Annotated in this window: 15 protein-coding genes and 2 pseudogenes; 2 read left to right on the top strand and 15 right to left on the bottom strand. The window is 57.9% G+C overall.

Annotated features, from left to right (window positions below; genetic code table 11):
* Window positions 1-383: 383 nt before the first annotated feature.
* The 9 genes from nodB to AC0L2D_RS27680 form a co-directional block, all read right to left on the bottom strand.
* Window positions 384-1,043: a chitooligosaccharide deacetylase NodB gene (nodB, locus tag AC0L2D_RS27640; protein ID WP_027162810.1), complete on the bottom strand. Its 660-nt coding sequence runs from the start codon at window positions 1,041-1,043 to the stop codon at window positions 384-386.
* Window positions 1,044-1,136: 93 nt separating this feature from the next.
* Window positions 1,137-3,152 (bottom strand): carbamoyltransferase family protein, encoded by a 2,016-nt coding sequence (locus AC0L2D_RS27645; protein WP_027162811.1) that lies wholly within the window; start codon window positions 3,150-3,152, stop codon window positions 1,137-1,139.
* Between the two features lie 291 nt (window positions 3,153-3,443).
* Window positions 3,444-4,232: an ABC transporter permease gene (locus AC0L2D_RS27650; RefSeq protein ID WP_473543358.1), complete on the bottom strand. Its 789-nt coding sequence runs from the start codon at window positions 4,230-4,232 to the stop codon at window positions 3,444-3,446.
* A gap of 3 nt (window positions 4,233-4,235) precedes the next feature.
* Complete coding sequence (gene nodI / locus AC0L2D_RS27655) at window positions 4,236-5,243, bottom strand: nodulation factor ABC transporter ATP-binding protein NodI (RefSeq protein WP_473543383.1); 1,008 nt, start codon at window positions 5,241-5,243, stop codon at window positions 4,236-4,238.
* A 64-nt stretch (window positions 5,244-5,307) separates the two neighbouring features.
* Window positions 5,308-6,582, bottom strand: coding sequence for a chitooligosaccharide synthase NodC (nodC, locus tag AC0L2D_RS27660; RefSeq protein ID WP_027162814.1), 1,275 nt, complete (start codon window positions 6,580-6,582; stop codon window positions 5,308-5,310).
* Between the two features lie 126 nt (window positions 6,583-6,708).
* On the bottom strand, window positions 6,709-7,302 hold the full coding sequence (locus tag AC0L2D_RS27665) for a NodA family N-acyltransferase (RefSeq protein WP_027162815.1): 594 nt from the start codon (window positions 7,300-7,302) through the stop codon (window positions 6,709-6,711).
* A gap of 1,491 nt (window positions 7,303-8,793) precedes the next feature.
* Entirely contained in the window at window positions 8,794-9,762 is a 969-nt protein-coding gene (locus AC0L2D_RS27670; RefSeq protein ID WP_027162816.1) for a GDP-L-fucose synthase family protein, read from the bottom strand.
* A 73-nt stretch (window positions 9,763-9,835) separates the two neighbouring features.
* The gene (gene gmd, locus AC0L2D_RS27675; protein ID WP_473543360.1) at window positions 9,836-10,936 is read right to left on the bottom strand and encodes a GDP-mannose 4,6-dehydratase; all 1,101 of its coding nucleotides are present in this window, start codon (window positions 10,934-10,936) and stop codon (window positions 9,836-9,838) included.
* A gap of 134 nt (window positions 10,937-11,070) precedes the next feature.
* Window positions 11,071-12,063 (bottom strand): nodulation protein NodZ, encoded by a 993-nt coding sequence (locus tag AC0L2D_RS27680; protein WP_473543362.1) that lies wholly within the window; start codon window positions 12,061-12,063, stop codon window positions 11,071-11,073.
* 685 nt (window positions 12,064-12,748) lie between these two features.
* Between AC0L2D_RS27680 and AC0L2D_RS27685 the strand changes: the two are divergent.
* Window positions 12,749-13,018, top strand: a pseudogene (locus tag AC0L2D_RS27685) (IS481 family transposase); the annotation flags it as partial.
* A 112-nt stretch (window positions 13,019-13,130) separates the two neighbouring features.
* Here AC0L2D_RS27685 and AC0L2D_RS27690 read toward each other — a convergent pair.
* From AC0L2D_RS27690 to AC0L2D_RS27715, 6 genes are all read right to left on the bottom strand, one after another.
* Window positions 13,131-14,297 (bottom strand): NAD(P)/FAD-dependent oxidoreductase, encoded by a 1,167-nt coding sequence (locus AC0L2D_RS27690; protein ID WP_027162820.1) that lies wholly within the window; start codon window positions 14,295-14,297, stop codon window positions 13,131-13,133.
* A gap of 315 nt (window positions 14,298-14,612) precedes the next feature.
* Window positions 14,613-14,792 carry a hypothetical protein gene (locus AC0L2D_RS27695; RefSeq protein ID WP_473543364.1) on the bottom strand — a complete coding sequence of 60 codons (180 nt, stop codon included), beginning with the start codon at window positions 14,790-14,792 and terminating at the stop codon, window positions 14,613-14,615.
* Between the two features lie 674 nt (window positions 14,793-15,466).
* Entirely contained in the window at window positions 15,467-16,057 is a 591-nt protein-coding gene (locus AC0L2D_RS27700) for a NodA family N-acyltransferase (protein ID WP_027162821.1), read from the bottom strand.
* Between the two features lie 437 nt (window positions 16,058-16,494).
* A complete protein-coding gene (gene fabG, locus AC0L2D_RS27705; RefSeq protein ID WP_027162822.1) occupies window positions 16,495-17,232 on the bottom strand; it encodes a 3-oxoacyl-[acyl-carrier-protein] reductase in 738 nt (245 codons plus the stop codon).
* A 296-nt stretch (window positions 17,233-17,528) separates the two neighbouring features.
* Window positions 17,529-18,737: a beta-ketoacyl-[acyl-carrier-protein] synthase family protein gene (locus AC0L2D_RS27710; protein WP_473543367.1), complete on the bottom strand. Its 1,209-nt coding sequence runs from the start codon at window positions 18,735-18,737 to the stop codon at window positions 17,529-17,531.
* Window positions 18,738-19,013 (bottom strand): acyl carrier protein, encoded by a 276-nt coding sequence (locus AC0L2D_RS27715; protein WP_027162824.1) that lies wholly within the window; start codon window positions 19,011-19,013, stop codon window positions 18,738-18,740. It abuts the gene before it with no gap.
* 596 nt (window positions 19,014-19,609) lie between these two features.
* Between AC0L2D_RS27715 and AC0L2D_RS27720 the strand changes: the two are divergent.
* Window positions 19,610-19,695 (top strand): annotated as a pseudogene (locus tag AC0L2D_RS27720) (co-chaperone GroES); the annotation flags it as partial.

Below are 19,695 nucleotides of genomic sequence, written 5' to 3' on the forward strand. Positions count from 1 at the left end.
CGGATCTTTGGGGGTGTGCGAGTCGGAGACCCCCTGGGTCATTAGCAGCCGAGGTGGGGTGTATCCCGCATAACGGCAATGGAGATTAGTTAGCCAAACCTTTGTGCAAGCACTCCGCATCCCGGAGGGGTCGCGCTATGTAAGCCTCTGCAAGCCCAATGAAATGATCTAAGACAAAGTGAACCGTTTTGAAACGATCGTCGAAGAGGTTCGGGCCCTGGCAGGCGAGAGAGCTTGCGCGGCCCCGCACTATAGCAGGTGAGGACAGACGTCTAGGCTTTCAACGGGTCGGAGCCGATCAGTTCGTCCGGTGGCATAAAACCCTATAATCTTCATAAGCGACACTAGGTACTGTCTGGGAAAGCAGGTCAGGATCTCGCATTTCAGTGATGTTCTGGAAGCGAGCGAAATTCATATCCGCAGGCATCTAATGCCGGAATCAGATTGGACAGCGCCGTTACGGTCTGGTGACGCAGACTGGCTTGAGTGCTCCATCTGGACTCGTCGGGAGGGCAACCGTCGTGCAAGAGCACGATTGCGCCGGGCCGGACCGCGGCGAGCACTGAATCGACGATCGCGTCGGCGCCGGGGCGCGTCCAGTCTTTTGGATCTATCGACCAGTGAAGAGCCGCCAGCCCGGCGATCTCTGAGGCAATGAATACTTCCTCGCTCCAGGCGCCGTATGGCGCGCGAATGTGGCGGACAGAGGCCTGGGGGCATGCTGCCATGATGGCACGGCTCGCCTGAAACACCTCACGTTGGACTTCGCCCAAGCCGCATTTGGACAAATCCGGATGAGACATCGTGTGGTTGCCTACCTCATGCCCTTCTGCGATCATTCGCTGGACTAGGTCCGGGTGCTCCGCGGCGTAGGCACCAATCACGAAGAAAGTTGCTGACACCCGATTTTGCGCCAGCACATCGAGTATCTGTGGCGTGAAAATTGGATCGGGACCGTCGTCAAACGTCAGATGGACGCTCCGACGGCCGGTTCCATCAGCGCATTCACTCCGCACCTCCTTTCTGTCATCAAGATGTTTCATAGAACCCTCGCCTCGGCCTACTGGATCGGAAACAGTCATATGAAGGTGCAGACCGGTGTTCCGGCCCTGTCATCGGTCGTCCAGGATTTGGCATCAGTTTTGGTGGACGCGAGCAGCTTGCGAGGGATGCATCCTAACATGGCGCTGCTCCCACAATCGTCGCAGCTCTCCGGTGAGAGCCTCGCGCTGGGCTTGATCCCGCGTAATTGTGTCGAGGAGATCCGCAAGCACGGCTTCGCCTTCGATCCGCGTCAAGAGATCGAACAACTCACGTGAAATACGCGCACACTCACGGTGATCCGTTCGGATTTCGCAGACGGTCTCGTGGCGATCCTGTGCCGTGTATTCGTGGACTTTATGCAGGGATACATAAGGCGGCAATGAAACCGCGAGCGCCGTCCAATCCTGCAGTGTTGCGGGCCGTTTTTTGACGAGGTACGGCCCGACCACAAGGCCATCCAGCTCCGTGGTCAGGAACGTAGCAATCGAGTCTGCAACTGAATCTACGATCGGCTCGGCATTGTTGTTAAAGGACGTATTGAGCAAAATTGGGATGCCTGTCCGCTGCTTGAAGGCATTGATGACCTCCCAGTAGGCCGGACTGGCCTTGCGCGATACTGTTTGCAGCCGAGCCGTACCATCGACATGCGTGATGGCGCCGAGCAAATCACGCTTGGAATCGCGAACACGAACAACGAAATTCATGAAGGGAAATTCGCACGCACTACCGGGGAGGTCGAAAAATTCGCGCGCATGCTCCTCCAACACTGATGGGGCGAACGGGCGATATCCTTCCCGCTTCTTGACCATAGCGTTGATCCGGTCCTTGTTTGAAGCGGGCCTGGGGTCGGCAAGAATGCTGCGATTTCCGAGCGCTCGCGGCCCGAACTCCGAACGACCTTGCACCCAGCCGATCACGGCGCCACCGACCATCCACTCAGCTGCCCTATCCGCCACCTCCTCAGTGCGTTCAAACTCCAGGTGCCCCGCCCATGCCTTCAGTTCCTCTTCGACAGCGTGATCGCTCGCGAGTTCGGGCCCCCAATAAACCTCCTGCAATCGCGCACGCGGCGCGGGGCGGCCCAGCTCGTTAGACACGATTAGTGCTGCGCCTAAAGCGCACCCAGCGTCATGCGATGCGGGCTGCACGAAGATGTCTTCGAAAAGTCCTGAATAGAGCAGCTTGCCGTTCATGGAGCAATTGTGCGCAACTCCGCCGGCCAGGCACAACCGAGTCATCCCGGTGGCCTCACGATAATGGCGAAGAATGTGAAACACGATGCGTTCGAGCGCTTCCTGTAACGACGCACTCACATCCTTATGCTGCTGAGTGAATGGCATTCCCTTTTGCCGGACCTGAATGTTGCGGAGCAAAGTCGGACCGATGCGGTCCAGGTGGACGCGATACTCGCCGTTTGCAGAGAGTTCATAGAACTGCTCGAAAAGCTCGCGATAGGGAACGGGATCGCCGTAGGGGGCAAGCCCCATTACCTTGTATTCATCGAACAAGCCGTAGCCGAGATACCGGATCGTCTCGAGATAAAATTGCCCTAGAGAATTGTTCTCCGGGAAAGTCGCGAGTTGCGTAATTTCAGTACCAGATCCTACCGCCACAAGGCCCGACAGGAAATCACCAGAGCCATCAACCGCGAAAATCAGACTTTGCTCGAAGCCGGACATTGCGAAAGCACTCACGGCGTGCGCCTGATGATGACTTACGAATGAGATACGCGAAGGGTCGATCTCGGTACCGAACTCCTGCGCCAATAGGCTCTGCATCAACAGTTTAGCATCCAACGGAATGGAGGCGTCCGGCTGGGAAGAAAGCATGTTTTCGAGCATGGCGTTGCTATAGTCTTCGCTAGCGTAGAACGCCACACGATCGATTTCGCTGAGCTGAACCCCAGCTGCGGAAAGACAGTATTGAGCCGCACTAATTGGGAGCTTGTTGGAGTGTTTGATCCTATTGAGGCGCTCCTCTTCTACGGCCGCAATGACCTGTCCGTCCCGCACGAGTACCGCGGCGCCGTCGTGCATGAATGTGTTTGAAATCTGAAACCTGTTTTCATAGACTTTGTCCAATCCGCCGTTCAATCCTAGACACAGCATCTCACTCTCCATTTGTCATACAGGAATACTAAATTGGCCGGTCTCGGTGCCGTTCGATCAGAAAGACAGGCCGAGTTGTCGTTCGCGCCAGAACGCCGGCCAAACATGACGGCCTCAAAGAAATTCTCTTGAGTCCGCCGGGATCAACATAAGATCCTGTGCTCGAGACGCCGGGCGTTCCATAGCGTTGTGAGATTGAACCGACGCCAGCCAAAACCCTTCGCGGCACATGCTGGCGATGTCGCTTCTATTTGCGTCCGTAGTACATGGTTTATCTCCTTCTCTTTCGCGTCAGCGCATCAGTCGGCGGCGCAACAGCGCCATCGAGAGGAAGAATGGCAACAGAGCGTACAGGCCGAGCACACCGATGTGCAGGGCCATGCCGCTGATCGGGCGATCAAGCATTACCGGACGAATAAGCTCGATCGCATGTGCCAGCGGCATGCATCGCGCTATCTGCTGAAAGGTGTCAGGCAGCTGATTTAATGGGAAGACCGCGCCCGACAGGAACAGCATGGGTGTAAGGATAAGCGTCTGGTAAAATACGAAGTAATCGTAGCTGGGCGAAAGTGCGGTGACGACCATCGCGATGCTGGCAAATACGAACCCTGTCAGAGCAATGAATGGCAGTGCATAGAGGACGGACGGCCAGGCTGTATAGCCCAACGCTGAGGTGACAATGGTAATTGCCATACCGGCCAGGAAGGCCTTGGTGGCTGCCCACGCCAGTTCACCCAGAACGATGTCGCCGAGGGTAACGTGCGTATACAGCATGGCTTCCCATGTGCGTTGAGAATGCATGCGAGCGAAAGCCGCGTACAGTGTTTCGAGGGTAGAGGCGGTCATCGCACCGACCCCGACCATGCCGGCCGCCAAAAAGGCGATGTACGGCGCACCGTCGACGCGGCCGACCATTATGCCGAGGCCGGTACCGAGGCCGAAAAGGTATATCATTGGATCGGCGAGGTTACCGAGAATCGCCACGAACGCGACTTTCTTCCATGCCAGATAGTTGCGGCGCCACACCGCAAGCCAGTTCCACGCATTGGCGGGTAGCACCGCCGCAAGACCTTCAATCATCGTTTACTCCTCCATCTCACGACCGGTCAGCCGCAAGAAAACATCCTCGAGATTGGCTGGACGAAGAAGAAGGCGCAGACTTGGCCGCCCCTGGAGTTGTGTGCGCACCTGATCAGGGTCTGGCGCATAGCAGTAGAGCGTTTCGCCGCTCACCTCGATGCGCTGAGAATATGGCTTGACCAGCGAATGCAACTCGTGCGGGTCGCCGCCGTAAATCTCCATGACCTGGCATCCGATATGCTCGTCGATCAGCGCCTGCGGGCGGCCTTCGGCGATGTAGCGACCCCTTTCGAGCACGCACAGCCGATCGCATAATCGCTCAGCCTCTTCCATGAAATGCGTCGTCAGGATAATCGTCTTTCCGCGCGCCAACAGGGCGCGCAGCCGCTCCCAGATCAGGTGGCGCGCATGCGGGTCGAGGCCGGTGGTCGGCTCGTCCATCACGATGAGCTGGGGGTCGTTGATCAACGCCCGCGCCATCGTCAGGCATCGCTTCATGCCGCCGGACAATTCCGAGACGCGCGCATCCGCCTTGCGCTCGAGGCGAGCAAACTCGAGAAGCGACGGGATGACCGCTTCGCTCTGGCGGGTGCTCATGCCGAAGTAGCGGCCGAACACCAGCAGGTTCTCGCGTACGGTGAATTCCTGGTCAAGATTGTCGAATTGCGGGACCACGCCGATGCCCCTACGTGCCAGCCGAGCGCGCGCCGGCACCGGGACGCCGAGAACCGTGATCGTGCCCGCGTCAGGGCATGTCATGCCGAGAAGCATACGCGCAATCGTGCTCTTGCCCGCCCCGTTTGGTCCCAGGAGGCCGAAACACTCTCCCGACGCAACGGTGAACGACAAGTCGTCGACAACGACCTTGCTCCCATACGACTTGGTTACGCCATTGAAATCGACTGCAGCGGTCGACAGAGAGGCAGGCACGGAGCTCTTCGCGCTTGTTTGCCCTTGAGATTCCCCTTCGATCGCGGACATCTCGATCCGCCGAAGATTCTCTGGGTCCAACTTCAGGTTCAACACTGGCTGTTTCTGGTCCTGGCTCAAAACTCTTCCACCTGCGGTCACGTAACTATTGCTGTTCGCTGTAAGCTGCGTCAGATCTCACCAAGTTGGGCTTTGGAATGGCGCCGCCGGTGTCTGGCACAGTGACCGCAGAGCTTCGCGACAACCAATCGCTATTGCTCAATGTACACAGCGCGTATGCTTTCAATGGCAGCAAGAGAAAGATGTTGATGAGTGTGTGAAGCGAGAAACCGAGAAATCGAAGTTGGCGCGAACGAAACGCTGCCACGCTGCAGCGAACTATAGTCATGACCGCAATCGTCAGGCAGGCCGTCCATGGCACAGTACCTGTGGTCATGAATTGCGCGATCCCCGCCAGGAGCGACAAAGAGAGCAATAGTGGGCCAAGGTTCTGCCCAATCACGTCCAATGTGAGATAAATATTAAGACCGCGCAGCAGTTGGAGCGCCAGCAACGTGTCACGGAATGTGCTCCGGGCCCAGCGAAGCTGTTGGCGCAGATAGGGACCCATGCTGTTGGGAACGACTGTTGCCGCGACGGCCTCCGGCACATACTCTGTTCGAAAGCCCGCTTTCAACATCAGGATCGTAAGGTGGCGGTCCTCACCGAAGTCGCTCGGCTTCCCTCGAAAGCGCTGCGTCTCATATTGATCCAGCAGCGAAACAAGAGCGGTTCGCCGATACATGGCACACGGACCGCAGCAACACATGACGGCACCGAACCGAGCCTGCGCTGCCCGCTCTTCGTTGCAGGCGAGCCAGTATTCCATGTCAATCAACCGCGTCAGCCAAGTTTCATCGCGATTGCTAGCCGCCAATTGGCCCATTGCGGCGCCGATCGCTTGATCTTGCATCTTCAGCGCAAGCCTTGTGACGACGTCCGGCGCGAGTATCGTGTCCGAATCGACATTGAGCACCAAATCTCCGCACGAGCGGCGAACCGCCGCGATCTGTGCCTTGCGCTTTCCGACATTCGTTGGGAGTGCAATGAAGTTGAACCTCGGATCGCGAGCGTATTCCTCGTGTACACCTGCGAGCGCATCGCGGTTTCCGGAACCGTCATCAACAACATAGACCTGCAGTTGTCCGGCGTAGTCCTGACCTGCAATGGAAGCCAGGCAGTCCGAGAGGGTGCGAGGTGCCTCGTTGTAGCATGGGATAATGACATCGACGCTCGGCCAAGGCTCACAGCCGGTCGGTTCGCCCGAAGTCGGCGGTACGTTTGCGGGCAGGGTATAAAAAACCTGCGCGGTCTTATAAACAGTCGACAGCAGCGCATAAGAGCAGACTGCAACAATACTGGTTGGGGCAAAGAGGTTCATGATATCTCAGATTTTTCGATGAATTTAAGGAAGCGAGCGGCCAATAAATCCGCGACCAGTGCTGAATTCAGATCGATCAATGCCAAAGGGGCCGGGTCGCGCTGACTGAACAATTGCGGGTGTTGTTCATAGCTCAGGACCGTTCCGATCGATCAAAGTGCCGACCGGCCACTCGCTCATTGGGCGTCCAATTGGGAGCACCATAACGAGTATGTCGTCGTCTACGCGGGTGGGAGGCAGATCGGGGTACACGTCCGGGAGGGTTGAACGCACGCGAACGCCCGACAAAATGTTCCCCAAGCCTTTGCGGCAGAACCTCCCAACATGGTTCCGGAGCGCCTGCCGAACCGTGCCGAAAGCGAATGGAACGCCAAGCTGCTGCAGCACCGGATACATCGCGCTGATCGAATGGGCGATTCCCAGCCCCTCAAGATCCCGACGCACACCGTATAGACCGAGTTCAGCGACAAGCAGATCAGCCTCGTCAACTTTGATGTATCGGCGCAACAGGCCCAAGTGAGCCGCTATCCCGTGCACATCAGTGCCGATTGCGCGGACCTCCGGCCTTGCACCGGCCCAGCTGCGACCGCCTGCGAATTGCTTCCCATTGAAGGCTCCGGTAGGCTCATAGGTATTCCTGAAGAACTCAGAGAGTTCGAGGTGATCGGACACCCGCAACTCATTTTCCCAGCACAACCTCCACTGCACGTCAGAGCGCATGCGAAGACTTCCTTTTTTTGGGTTCCTTTGTGCACCCCACGCGGTAGAGCAATGGGGATGCCTGTCATGTCGGGCTCTATGGACCACCCCCCCAGATTGGTAAAATTGATTGTTTAGATCGCGAGCATCCACGCCATGGATGTTTAAACCAGGCGTTTTAAAGGCCCTGATCTGAAGCTTCTGGTCGTGCTCGATTTGCTCGATACAGGCGACGCACCGAGGCAACTGTCGGTGACACAACCTGGTTCAAGAGCGGCCGCCAGCGTGCGCCTCGTGCCGAACAGCGATCAAGTAGAGGACGGACCCGTCTGTAGGCGTCAGCAAACGCAGCGACCGTTAATGCACGCTGATGATCCATGGCGATCGCGCAGCTTTGGACAGCGCTGAAAAAGGTCCGCGAAGCCTCTGGCTCGACGAGTTGCGGGCGGTCGCGCTCGCCAACACTGATCGTCTGGCCGATGCTCTCGAGGTCCACTTGGCAACCCGTACGGGGGTGAAAGCGGCCTGACGGAACTGGAGAGCGAAAGGAGGGCGCACCTCGGCTTTCGGCACAAATGGAAGAGGTGGGAAACGGTCACCCGTCGCTTCCGAACCTGATGTGTGGACGGGAAAGGCTTCGGCCGACGTCTGGGGCCGTTGAAGGGGAAGCGGACGGAAACCGTTGCGGCTCGCGGCGCTGAAGATCGAGCCGCATGAAGAAGCCGGACATTCTAAGCACTTGTTACCATCAACCGGATCCAGGTATTTTGCAACCGGCGCTCCTATATGTCCACCTATTTTGCGTCAGCTTGACACTTAGGCGCAGTGTCTCCAGAGTCATCCTCGTCAATTCGTCCAGCAGGAAGCGGAAATCGGCTATCGGAAGTGGGCCAGCAGGCACCCTTCATTGATGGACGCGGTAACCTGTCACTGCCGTCTGAGTGCTTCAGGACGATCGCGCTCCGAGACAGCTTGGCGCACTGCAGACGAGCGACTGGTTTAGGGTAACCCGCTTCGCCATCAACGAGTCCCGCTGCAGCATGGGGCGTCGCTATACGTTGGAGGCGAGTGAGTCGGCATAAACACGCCGATTGAATCCGCTAGGAAGGTTGCCAGACCGCGAAAAGGCGCGATGGCGACGCGACCGCCTGCGGATGCGCGAGTTGGCCATCGACGTCCGCCATTTCCGTTTGCACCGCCTTGCCTGCCCCAGGCATGATGAGGTCTAGTTGGCGTCCTTGGCGAGGCCAAATTCTAGGCAGCGGCTCCCGTGAGGTTGAGCCGTTCTAATTAGCGGCTTGAGTTAACCGCGCTCACGCACAGCGGTTCCAGGTGCGGCCCGTATACGGCCCTTCCAGTTGGCTTGACCAACCTTCTTGGGTGATCCCCTGCATCACCGGCTGCGGAGAGGTCCGGCCTGCAACGTTAGCACGAGCCAATAGTGCGGCCGCCTGGGCATGTATGCGTCCCTCCCTTCTGTTTGGCCAACCTGAGCAAGCTTGCGCATCCACCTCAAGTCCCATGAAGGCGAAGAAAATCCTGATATGTCGCTTGCAACCCGGTACCAAGAGAGGTTTTGGCTTTCCAGCCAAGCTTATGCAAGCGCGTTACGTCCAGTAACTTGCGCGGAGTACCGTCTGGCTTCGTCGTATCGAATACCAGATTTCCTTCCCAGCAGACCGCCGCCTTGACGAGTTCCGCCACCTCGCGAATTGTGACATCCTCGCCAACGCCAACATTAATCAGGGGCGCAGTATCGGGGGCTGTCAAGGCGTCAAATTCCGAATCTGGCAGGCCAAGCAGGAACGCAATGGCATCGCCCATATCCGACGAATACATAAACTCTCGCCGAGGGTTTCCGGAACCCCAGACCCCCACCGAGGACTCGCCGTTTATTTTAGCGTGATGAAAACGGCGTATCAGAGCAGGCAGAACGTGGCATTTTTCCGGGTGATAGTTATCGCCGGGACCATATAAGCTGGTCGGCATCAAGGCGAGATAGCGCGCCTTGTATTGCCGGTTGAAAGACCAACATGATTCGACTCCTGCGATTTTTGCCAAAGCGAAGGGACGATTCGTCGCTTCAAGCGGACCGGTGAGAAGGTATTCCTCCCGTATCGGCTGCGGACAGTCGCGTGGGTAAATACAGGAGGAGCCAAGAAAAATCATCCGATCGACGCCGGAGGCGTAAGCGGCATCAAAAACACTGACCTGGATCGCGAGATTGTCATGAAGAAAATCGACAGGGGAGCGATCGTTCGCGAGTATACCACCCACCGTTGCCGCGCACATTACCACGTAATCAGGCCGCCGCGACATGAAGAACTTTCGTGTCTCGCTACGGTCAAATAGATCTACTTCTTCGCGAGTACGTGTTATTATCTCATAGGATCCTAGCGCCTCGAGGGCTCTCATGGTGGCGGATCCAACAAGGCCGCGATGACCTGCCACGTAGACTTTCTTCATCTTTTGTTTTTCCATTGATAGCGCTCTGAGCGCTCCTTAAGAAGGCCACCATAGTACTTGGCAACAAGCCAGCATGGCGCCGCCGTGGTCAGCATAACTCTCGCGGACTGTGAGAGTAATGACTTTGCTTCATCATCACTGCGTCACGCTCTGCCATGCGCAGATCTTCCCGAACCATCTCCCTAACCAATTCAATGAAGGAGATCTTGGGCTCCCACCCAAGTTTTTCTTTGGCCTTGCGGGCATCGCCGAGGAGCGTCTCGACTTCTGCAGGACGAAAATAACGGCTATCTACTTTTACAATCAAAGCTCCCGTCTTTGCATCGTACCCCTCTTCGTCGACCCCTTCTCCAACCCAACGAACATCAATGCCGAGTTCAGCGGCCGCGACGGTGACAAACTCGCGCACCGAATGTTGCTCACCGCTAGCGATCACAAAATCTTCAGCTTGCTCCTGCTGCAGCATCAGCCACTGCATCTGAACATAGTCTCGGGCGTGCCCCCAATCGCGACGCGCATTAAGGTTTCCCAATACTAAAGTCCGCTGCAATCCAAGCTTAATTCGAGCCATGGCGCGCGTTATTTTCCGCGTTACGAACGTTTCTCCACGCGCGGGTGATTCATGATTGAATAGAATGCCGTTGCATGCATACAAATTGTAAGCTTCTCGATAATTTATGGTAATCCAGTGAGCATACAATTTGGCAACAGCATAGGGTGAACGGGGATGAAACGGTGTCGTCTCGGTCTGTGGTGTTTCCCGCACCAGCCCGTAGAGCTCAGACGTCGAGGCTTGGTAGTATCGCGTATGCTCGACGAGCCCCAGGATCCGAATTGCCTCGAGGATACGCAGCGCACCCATGGCATCGGAGTTCGCGGTGTATTCTGGTTCTTCAAAGGAGACTGCAACGTGGCTCTGAGCTGCCAAATTGTAAATTTCATCCGGTTGAACCAGTTGGATGACGCGCGTAAGGCTGGACGAATCTGTCAAGTCCCCGTGGTGAAGTGTAAGACCAACGTCACTTTCATGAGGATCATGATAGAGATGGTCGATACGGCCTGTATTAAAAAGAGACGATCGTCTCTTTATCCCATGCACAGAATAGCCTTTTTCTAATAGGAATTCCGCGAGGTAGGAACCGTCTTGCCCCGTGACCCCGGTGATTAAAGCGACTTTTCTCTTTGACAAGCTTGTTATCCTTTGATTTTGACGCGCCCAAAAAAATGCTCGCCTGCGGCGGCATTGCGTGACGAAAAGGGGCGCATTGGGCAGGCGAACGGGGGCTCTGCGCTGGGGAGAGTTCTAGCGGGCGGCCAACCCTTTCATGGAGCTGGGGAACGTTCGAAAGAATTATCAATCAAGATCAAACGAGGCGGGTCATTCAAATCGAATTCGATGATTCGCGGCACAAAGAGGCGGGCATAGCGGGAGAAGGCGCTGGTCGGAGGAAATCGAATTACAGTGTCGCATCTACCGAGGAGATACATCTCAACGAGAGCGGAAAAGCCCCCGTCGGAACCGCCCAGTGCCGCACTATGTAAGGGGCCGGCCTGATCCGCTTGGAAGTGTTTTGGGACGGTGAAGAGTTCGGGAAACATGCCCGACAAGCGATCAACAACCTGCGCGCTGTCTGTACACAAGAACACTTTTACAGGCCTTGGATGCGGTTGCGCTTTGGCCATACGAATGGCAGTGCACACCTGCTCTAAGGCAACCTTTGGATCAGCCCAGTAGGGTGCGTGATCCATAATATCTTCGCCGTTGCCATGGCGGACATGGACTCCAATTATGCTGTGCCCGTCAAAATGTTCCTGGTAGAGCGCTTCAATCCGATCCTCAATCTCGGCCCTTGGTCTAATGCTCCGAAATATCGTTCGCTCGGCTTGCTCATCGCAACGCCACATCAAGCAAGCATCACACACCACCGTGTTGGCTTCACAATCATCTTGGGCCTGGAAAAGATCGTTAAGCTCATCACGTTCTTGAAAAATCTGTTCATCCGGACGGTACACGCAGTCTATGGATGGCTTGTTCCACCACGACGGGAAGAAGGGACCGGGGAATGAGACGTGGTTGATCTGGTCATCGCAGATGACCCGTACACCACCGATCTCCTCAATTGGCTTGAAGAAAGCCGGAAAGGCATTCACAGACGGGTTGTCAAGGTAACAAGAGCCGCGCCAATCTATTGCTAAAGCTCGTCCCGTCCGACGCGCGTAGTCCCAAGCCGACGCCAGAGACCACAGGCAATCACCGAGACCCTCGCGCCGTCGAGAAACAACGAACCGATCCATCCTCGAGCCATCCACAAGCATCTAAATTGCCTCTTTCCAACACACCACAAACCTCAGCGTTGCTGCTCCCTTTGAGGCAAGCGCCTGCGCAATTGAGGGAAGCTTGTCGTGCTGCGCCAATGCGATGTAGCTTGCGTCCATCGCGGAAGTGCGTGGCCGCGATGGACGCGCGCCGGGACTGGTCTTCGGCGCAGACCAGAAAATGCTCTTCGGAGCCAACGCAAACATCAACCACTTTCCCTAAGGGTTACATCCTTGAATTCATTCTATGCAACGTGCCGTAACATCGGTAAAATCGTCTGTTTCGATGAAAGGCATCCACGCCATGGATGGGGCGTGACATGAGCTCCACGGGCGTTGACCTGAACCCTCTCGTTGTGCTCGGCGGACTGCTAACAACGACGATCCCGATGATCTCCTTCGTGTGCGGGCAAGTGGATTGAGTTTCGACTGTCGCAAGACACTTCGTCTGTACTGCACGGCTCTGCTGAAAGCGGATATTTGCCGAGCGGTTATGGACGGGGGTTGTCGCGAAGAGATCTCGCCGGACCGTTCACCAGTTGGCCTGGCGCCCGGCGGCAGGCCGGCGGCGAGCATTGCCAAGTGGCTGGCCGCAGCATAATCGGCTTGTCTGGTGTTTGATCCGAGGTTTGATGGCTCATCATTGTCGTCCGACTAAAAGGATGCGCCGATGGGCCGAGAAGTGGAGAGGCGGGGTTCGACAGCCGATCTGCCCACCAGCCCCAGGGAGCCGAGATCGACGGTCTTGTCTGCCGAGGAAGAGAACCGTTCTTGTGGCCGTCCGCCGCAACACGCTTGCAGCCGACGATACCTCATCTGACGCGCTCTTCACTGCGCCGATGTCTCCAGCGCAAGCATCGGGCAATTGCCAGACGCCGACGTCGACAGGCCAGCGAAGAAGAGGTTCAAGGCCGTTCCGATCGCCCTCTTCCCCATTGATATAGCGAAGGTCCGTAGGACCAGGGCAAGCTAAACATGAAGGCCGTTGTACCGCGGCACCGCCTGTCGCTATCCTTCGTGGCGCTGTCTCGCCGACACCAAAGGAGACAGTCGCGCCGCCGTTGTTGTTAGATCACATTCAATTCCCGAAACGCCCGCCCCTCCGCCACCCTCTCATACCCAAACGCCGAACAGTCCACCGTGCGATAGCCGCCATGGACGATGAGTTCCGCCAGTGCCTTGCCCACCCCCGGCGCCTGTTGCAGGCCGTGGCCGGAGAATCCGTTGGCTAAGATGAAATTGCCGACTTCGGGATGCGGACCAATCACCGCGTTCTGGTCGAGCGTGTTGTAGTCGTAGTGGCCGGCCCAGGCGCGGGTCGGCTTGATTGCCTCGAAGGCGGGAATGCGGGTCGCCAGCACCGGCCAGATCACCTCTTCGAACAGCGGCCAGTCGACCTCGAAATCCCCCGGGGCGGCCGGGCCGTCGCGCTCTTCCGGCTCGGCGCCACCGGCGAGGTAGACCGAACCTTCCGGGCGCACATAGATGCCGGAGGGATCGACCAGCAGAGGCATGTCGGTATATTTCTCGCGCGCCTCGAAGACGAAGACGTTGCGCTTGCGCGGCTCTACCGGCAGCGCCAGCCCTGCAAGAGCCGCAACCTTGCCGGCATTCGGGCCGGCGGCATTGACGACGATGCCAGCCTCCAGCACCTCGCCATTGTCGAGGCCGACGCCGCTGACACGGTCGCCCTGCCGCTCGATACCCGTGACATCGGCGGTGATGAAATCGATTTTCTTCGCCCGCAACGCCTTGCGGAACAGCATCAGCATCGCATGCGCGTCGAACCAGCCTTCGCCGGTGCGGCCATAGGCGCCGGCTGAAATGCCCTCGGCCGACAGCCACGGGAACCGGCGCGAAAGCTGGTCGGCATCCTCCAGCACAATGTCGGCGCCCTCCGCGATCTGCGCCTGGTGATTGCTCTTTAGGATCGGCAAGCCGTCCTCGCCGGCAAGGATGAGGTAGCCGCCCTCGCGAAAGCCGATATCGGCGTCATCCCCGAACTCTTCCTTCAACCGCCGGAACAGTTTCAACGTGAACTGCGACAGACGGATGTTTTCCGGGATCGAGAATTGCTGGCGGATCGAGGCCAGGGACAGTGTCGTCGCCGCATGCGCGAATTGCGGATCGCGCTCGATCAGCGCGATTGAGCCGGAAAACCCTTCCTCACGCAGGTAATAGGCGATCGCAGAGCCGACGATGGCTCCTCCAACGATAACGATGTCGTCATGCATTTTTTGTCGCCTTTCCGGTAACCGCCCGTGTCGATTACACGGCCGTCAGCATGATGTCGGAGCGCGCGCCGGAGGGCGCGGTCAGCGTTCCCGCATGGCTTTCCAGCGGCCCTCACACAGGCGGTCCTGCTTCACTCACAAGATGCCTGCCGCCACTGAACCTGAAAATCGTGGTGAGCGTACCATTGACAGCGATTTGCGGTCGCGAAGGTTCCATGAATTTCTTTGAAAGGACTGTTGCAAACAGGAGCGCAACGACATTGGCCAGGGCGAAACGCAAATTGCCTGGCACCACAGTGTGCCGCAAAAAGACTCTTAACGTGTCGTGGCGCCGTCGACAGCAGATCCGGCGTCGATCGCGCTTCGAGCGATGAGATCGCCTAACTCCCAATCTGTGAGTTCGTGAGCCGGAAACACTTCCCTCAGCTGTTCTCCATCGGCCCTGCTGGGTTTGACGATCTGGCTTGCCATGATCTTTGCGGCCGTGTCGAACAAGCAGGCCACCGACTTCGTATAGGCAGCGGTGCCAACCAACCTTGCAAAATTTGGCAGCCGAACTGCGCAAGTAGCAGCAGTAACCTGAGACATGGGTTAAACACGCAAAACGGATATGCGGTTGCGAGACAGCAACGACGCCGACGACCTTGCCGCCTACCATATGGACGCCTCCAAGCTAGCCCCGCTCGGCGCATTGAATTGGCCTTCGGCAAGTGTTTCCTGCCCGCGCCAAGCGCTCACCAGCGCTCGAACGCTCGATCGGTCATATATCAGCGTTCGTCGATCGGTGGCTTGGCAGCAAGGCCGAGCCTAGCTCGTTGGCCATCGGCGAAACTCTCGGCGGGAGACTGTGTCTTGAACGGAAGAGCTGTCATGACGTCCTTGATGATATGAGAGATCCTCCCTCACCGCAAGCTTGACGCGCACGTCATTAGGTTCGCCACCACCATCGCTGCCCCTCATTTCGTCGCCTCAAGGCCAGACTGGAAGTGCCGGATCGTCCCTGCGCGGAACCTCGCGCTCGGATCGATTTAGACGCGCAGGTTTTTGGATGTGCGTCGGCCTTAATTATCCATAGCAACGCGAACGCGGAAAGCATATTCAGTCCGAGCAGCTCTACAAAGGCCCGTTGCCTAGATGCCCCAGCGCCATCACGCGTCACTTCAAGATGTTCATAGCTCCGGACCGTTCCGAACGATCATGGTGCCGGATGGCCACTCGCTGATCGAGCGTCCAATCGGCACAACCACGACGAGCACGTCCTCCACTCGCGTGGGCGGCAGGTCGAGATACACATCTGCGAGAGTGGACCTCACGCGAACGCCCGACAGAAGCGCCGCCAGGCCGTCTCTGCAGAACCTCTCCATATGGTTCCGCATCGCGTGCCGAACGGTACCGAAAGCGAATGGAACTCCAAGCTGCCTCAATATTGGATATAAAACGCGCATTGAATGACCGATCCCTTGTCCCTCAAGGTCCGCGCGTACCCCGTACAACCCCAGGTCAGCCACCAGGAGCTCGACCTCGTCAACCTTGATGAAGCGGCGTAGTATGCCGATATGAGCCGCTACGCCGTGCGCGTCGTAGCTGATTGCACGGAGTTCCGGCCTCGCGCCGGCCCAGCTACGGCCGCCTTCGAATGGCTCTGAGTTGAAGGCCCCAGTCGGTCCGTAGGTCGTTCGGAAAAACTCGGAGAGTTCGACATGGTCGGCCTGTTGCAAGTCACTTTCCCAGCACAACCTCCACCGCACGTCAGAGCACATGGAAAGACCTCATCTTTGTTGGTGTTTTGTTGTGAAGTGCCTAGCCGAGGGACGCTTGTCGCATCGAGCGGGCTCGATGTAGCTTGCGCAGGTCACCGACGAACTAGCCACAACGAACATGCGTCTCCGCTGCGTTCCGATTACACCGGAAGGCGTACACTGGAAGAATACTGGTCGGAACCGCTAGAAACATCGATAATTACCTTTGGATTATATCTTGGACATCTTTGCTATGCGACGTTCTGTGGGCAATGGCAAAGTCGTCTGTTCGATGAATGCAGTCCAGCGCAAGGAAGGACATGCGTTTCAAAGAGCTTGTCCTAAATCTCCGCCGACCCGGCCAGTTGTCCGACCGCTCGGCCAGACCACCCGACTGCTATCCGGGTGGGAACCGTCCTCCACTGTTGATACGTGATCGGGGCGCACTGAACTTCACGCTAAATCATTGCCATACCGCCGTTCACATGAAGGGTCTGGCCGGTGATGTAGGCGGCCTCGTTCGAGGCCAGGTAGACCACGGCCGAAGCGACTTCCATGCCGGTGCCCATGCGCCTGGCCGGAATGGCGGCCATGATCCCCTCTTTCTGCTTGTCATTCAGCTTGTCGGTCATGGCCGATTCGATAAAGCCCGGCGCCACGCAGTTCACCGTCACGCCGCGTGTTGCGATCTCCTGCGCCAGAGATTTCGACACGCCGATCATGCCAGCCTTTGAGGCGCAATAGTTCGCCTGGCCGGGATTGCCGGTTACGCCGGACACGGAGGTGATGTTGATGATGCGGCCGTTGCGGCGGCGCATCATCGAATGGGTCAGTTCGCGTGTGAGCCGGAACATGGCGGTCAGGTTGATCTCGAGGACCGAGTCCCAGTCGTCGTCCGACATGCGGATAAAAAGCCCGTCCTTGGTGACGCCGGCATTGTTGACCAGTATGTCGACGCCTTCGAGATCGGCTTCCGCCTTTGCACCCAACGCCTTGACCTCGTCGCGGTTCGAGAGGTTCGCCGGAAACAGTTTTGTGCGCCCGCCAAGTTCGGCAGCCAACGCCTCGAGCTTTTCGACACGCGTGCCGTGCAGGCCGACGGTTGCGCCCTGCGAGTGCAGCGCCCGCGCTACGGCCTCGCCTATTCCACCGCTTGCTCCGGTGACGAGCGCCTTGCGGCCGGTCAGATCGAACATTTATCGATTTCCCTTTCTAAGGACCGGCTTCGCATGGAAGCGGCCACTGGCGGCACTGCGTGCCTGACATTAGGGTAAAGCTTGGGACAGACCCGAGCCGAACCGAAGGACCTCGCTTGACCTTCCGGGTAGCGGTAGGTCCGCCGCTTCAACAGTTGAGAATTTTGCAATAACGAGGTCCGGTTCGTCGAGCTTCCCCCGCCACTTTGCGCTGGGCGGTCCAAGGGACGTCCTTCACAACCGTGATCCGGCAAGGATTGGATATGAGAGAGAGTTATTTGCATCTCTCATGGCTTTTACACCTGCTTGAACGCCAGAACTGCGTTCATGCCGCCCATGGCGAAGGCGTTGCTCAGTGCCACGCGCACCTTGCGTTCGCGCGCCATATTGGGCGTGACGTCGAGATCGCAATCGGGGTCTGGCTCGCGATAATTGGCGGTCGGCGGCACGATGCCCTCCTGGATCGCCATCACGCAGGCGATCATTTCAAGTGCGCTCGCCGCGCCGAGGCAATGCGCGTGCATGGACTTGGTGGACGAGACAGACATCGAATAGGCATAGTCTCCAAAGACGCGCTTGATGGCCGCCGTCTCGGTTCGGTCGTTGGCCTTGGTGCCGGTGCCGTGGGCGTTGAGGTAATCGACGTCCTCGGCATTCAGCCCGGCGTCGGCAAGGCAAGCGCGCATCGCGGCCTCCGGCCCCTCGATGGACGGCGCGACGATGTGAAAGGCATCGCCGGAAAGGCCGATGCCTGCAATCTCGGCAAGCATTGTGGCACCGCGCGCCGCGGCATGCTCATAGCTTTCCAGCACGGCCATGCCCGCACCCTCACCTATCACCACTCCCTTTCTGTCGGCGGAGAAGGGCCGGCAAGTGTCCGGAGCGAGGGCGCGCATTGCCTCCCATGCCTTCAGCTGAACGCATACGAGTGGCGCTTCGGCGCCCCCAGCAAGCATCACGTCGGCTCGACCGAGCCTGATCTGATCCGCCGCCGAAGCGATCGCATGGTTGGCTGATGCGCATGCAGACGCGATGGCAAAGACCGGGCCGCGCAGGCCGAGGCTCATGCTGACCTGACTGGCAGCGGCGCTCGGCAATCCCTTTGGTGCAGCGTAGAGGCCAGTACGCTTCGCGCCGTCCAAATAGAGGGCGCGGTAGGTTTCTTCGACCGTTCCCCAGCCCCAACCGCAGACGCCTACTGTCGCGCCGAAGCGATGCGGATTTCCCTCCTCGCAGGAAAGTCCGGCGTGTTGCATCGCTTCGCGCGCTGCAAGCACAGCGAGCAAGCTGAGGCGATCCATGGAGACGAGCTGGTTGCGGCCGATGTCGTGCTCCGGCAGCTCCTTTATCTCGGTACCGACAGTACCCTTCATCTCCTGAAGCTCGGAAGTTACCATCGGGCGGATGGCGGAGCGGCCTTCACGCATCTCTTTCCAGATAGAGGCGGCGTTGTTGCCCAGGCCGCAAAGCCCGCCCATCCCAGTAATGACGACTCGCCTATCCAATCAGACCTCCTTCGCGAGCAAACCGCGAACGGCTTCCACCATGTCGCCGACATTGTTGAGATTCGACCAGGCGTCGGCCGAGTTCATGTCGATCTTGATGTCGTAGGCCTGCTCCACATCCCAGAGGAGATCCGCCAAACCCAGTGAATCGACTCCGAGCGAGGTCAGTTCCGTGGCAGTCGTTATTTCGCCGATAATGGACACGCTCTCGCCGCTTTCCGATTCGAGGCGGTTCTTGATCGTGGCAATGATTTCCGTTGCGAGTTGATCAGCCATTCTGTTTTTTTTCCATAATAATGCCTTTTGACGTGGGCGCGGCGCCAGGCCTTTGCCGTCACGTCGCGACGTCACACGACAAGGGTTCGGGCGATCGGCGCGTGTGAGGTGCTCTCAATGCGAGATTCCGAAAGATTGATAAAATCGTTTGTTTCGATAAGACGCATCCATCCTTTGGATAGAAATAGATTCCGATGAACGGGCAAGCCCTCGTCATAAATCCCGCATGGCCCTCCAACGCAAAAGCTCGGCACGTCTCGGGGCGACTAGATGCGCAGCGCCCGCTTTGCTCTCTAGGGCGCGACGAACCGCGCTTGCGGTCGCGATGGCACAAAAGTTAACCATCCGCAGGGTGGATTCATCCTGTGGGTCGAGCTCCGAACATCATCGATTCGCTGGACTCTTCAGGGTTGCATCGCCCTTAATGTCGCGATCGCCCACCCTGTCGTCTTGACTAGCGCCACGCCACGGTTTATCTCACCGCCACGTTAGCACTCGCCTTTGCTGAGTGCTAACTGCAGGTCCGGACAGCCGGGCTTTGTACGTGTCCGGCGCCGCCGGATGGTGTTCTCACCGTTCTCATCGAGGAAGAAAAAATGGCAAAATCGAAGTTCCGCCCGCTTCATGACCGCGTGGTCGTTCGCCGGGTCGAATCCGAATCCAAGACCGCTGGCGGGATCAT

This window comes from Mesorhizobium sp. WSM4833, assembly GCF_055811095.1.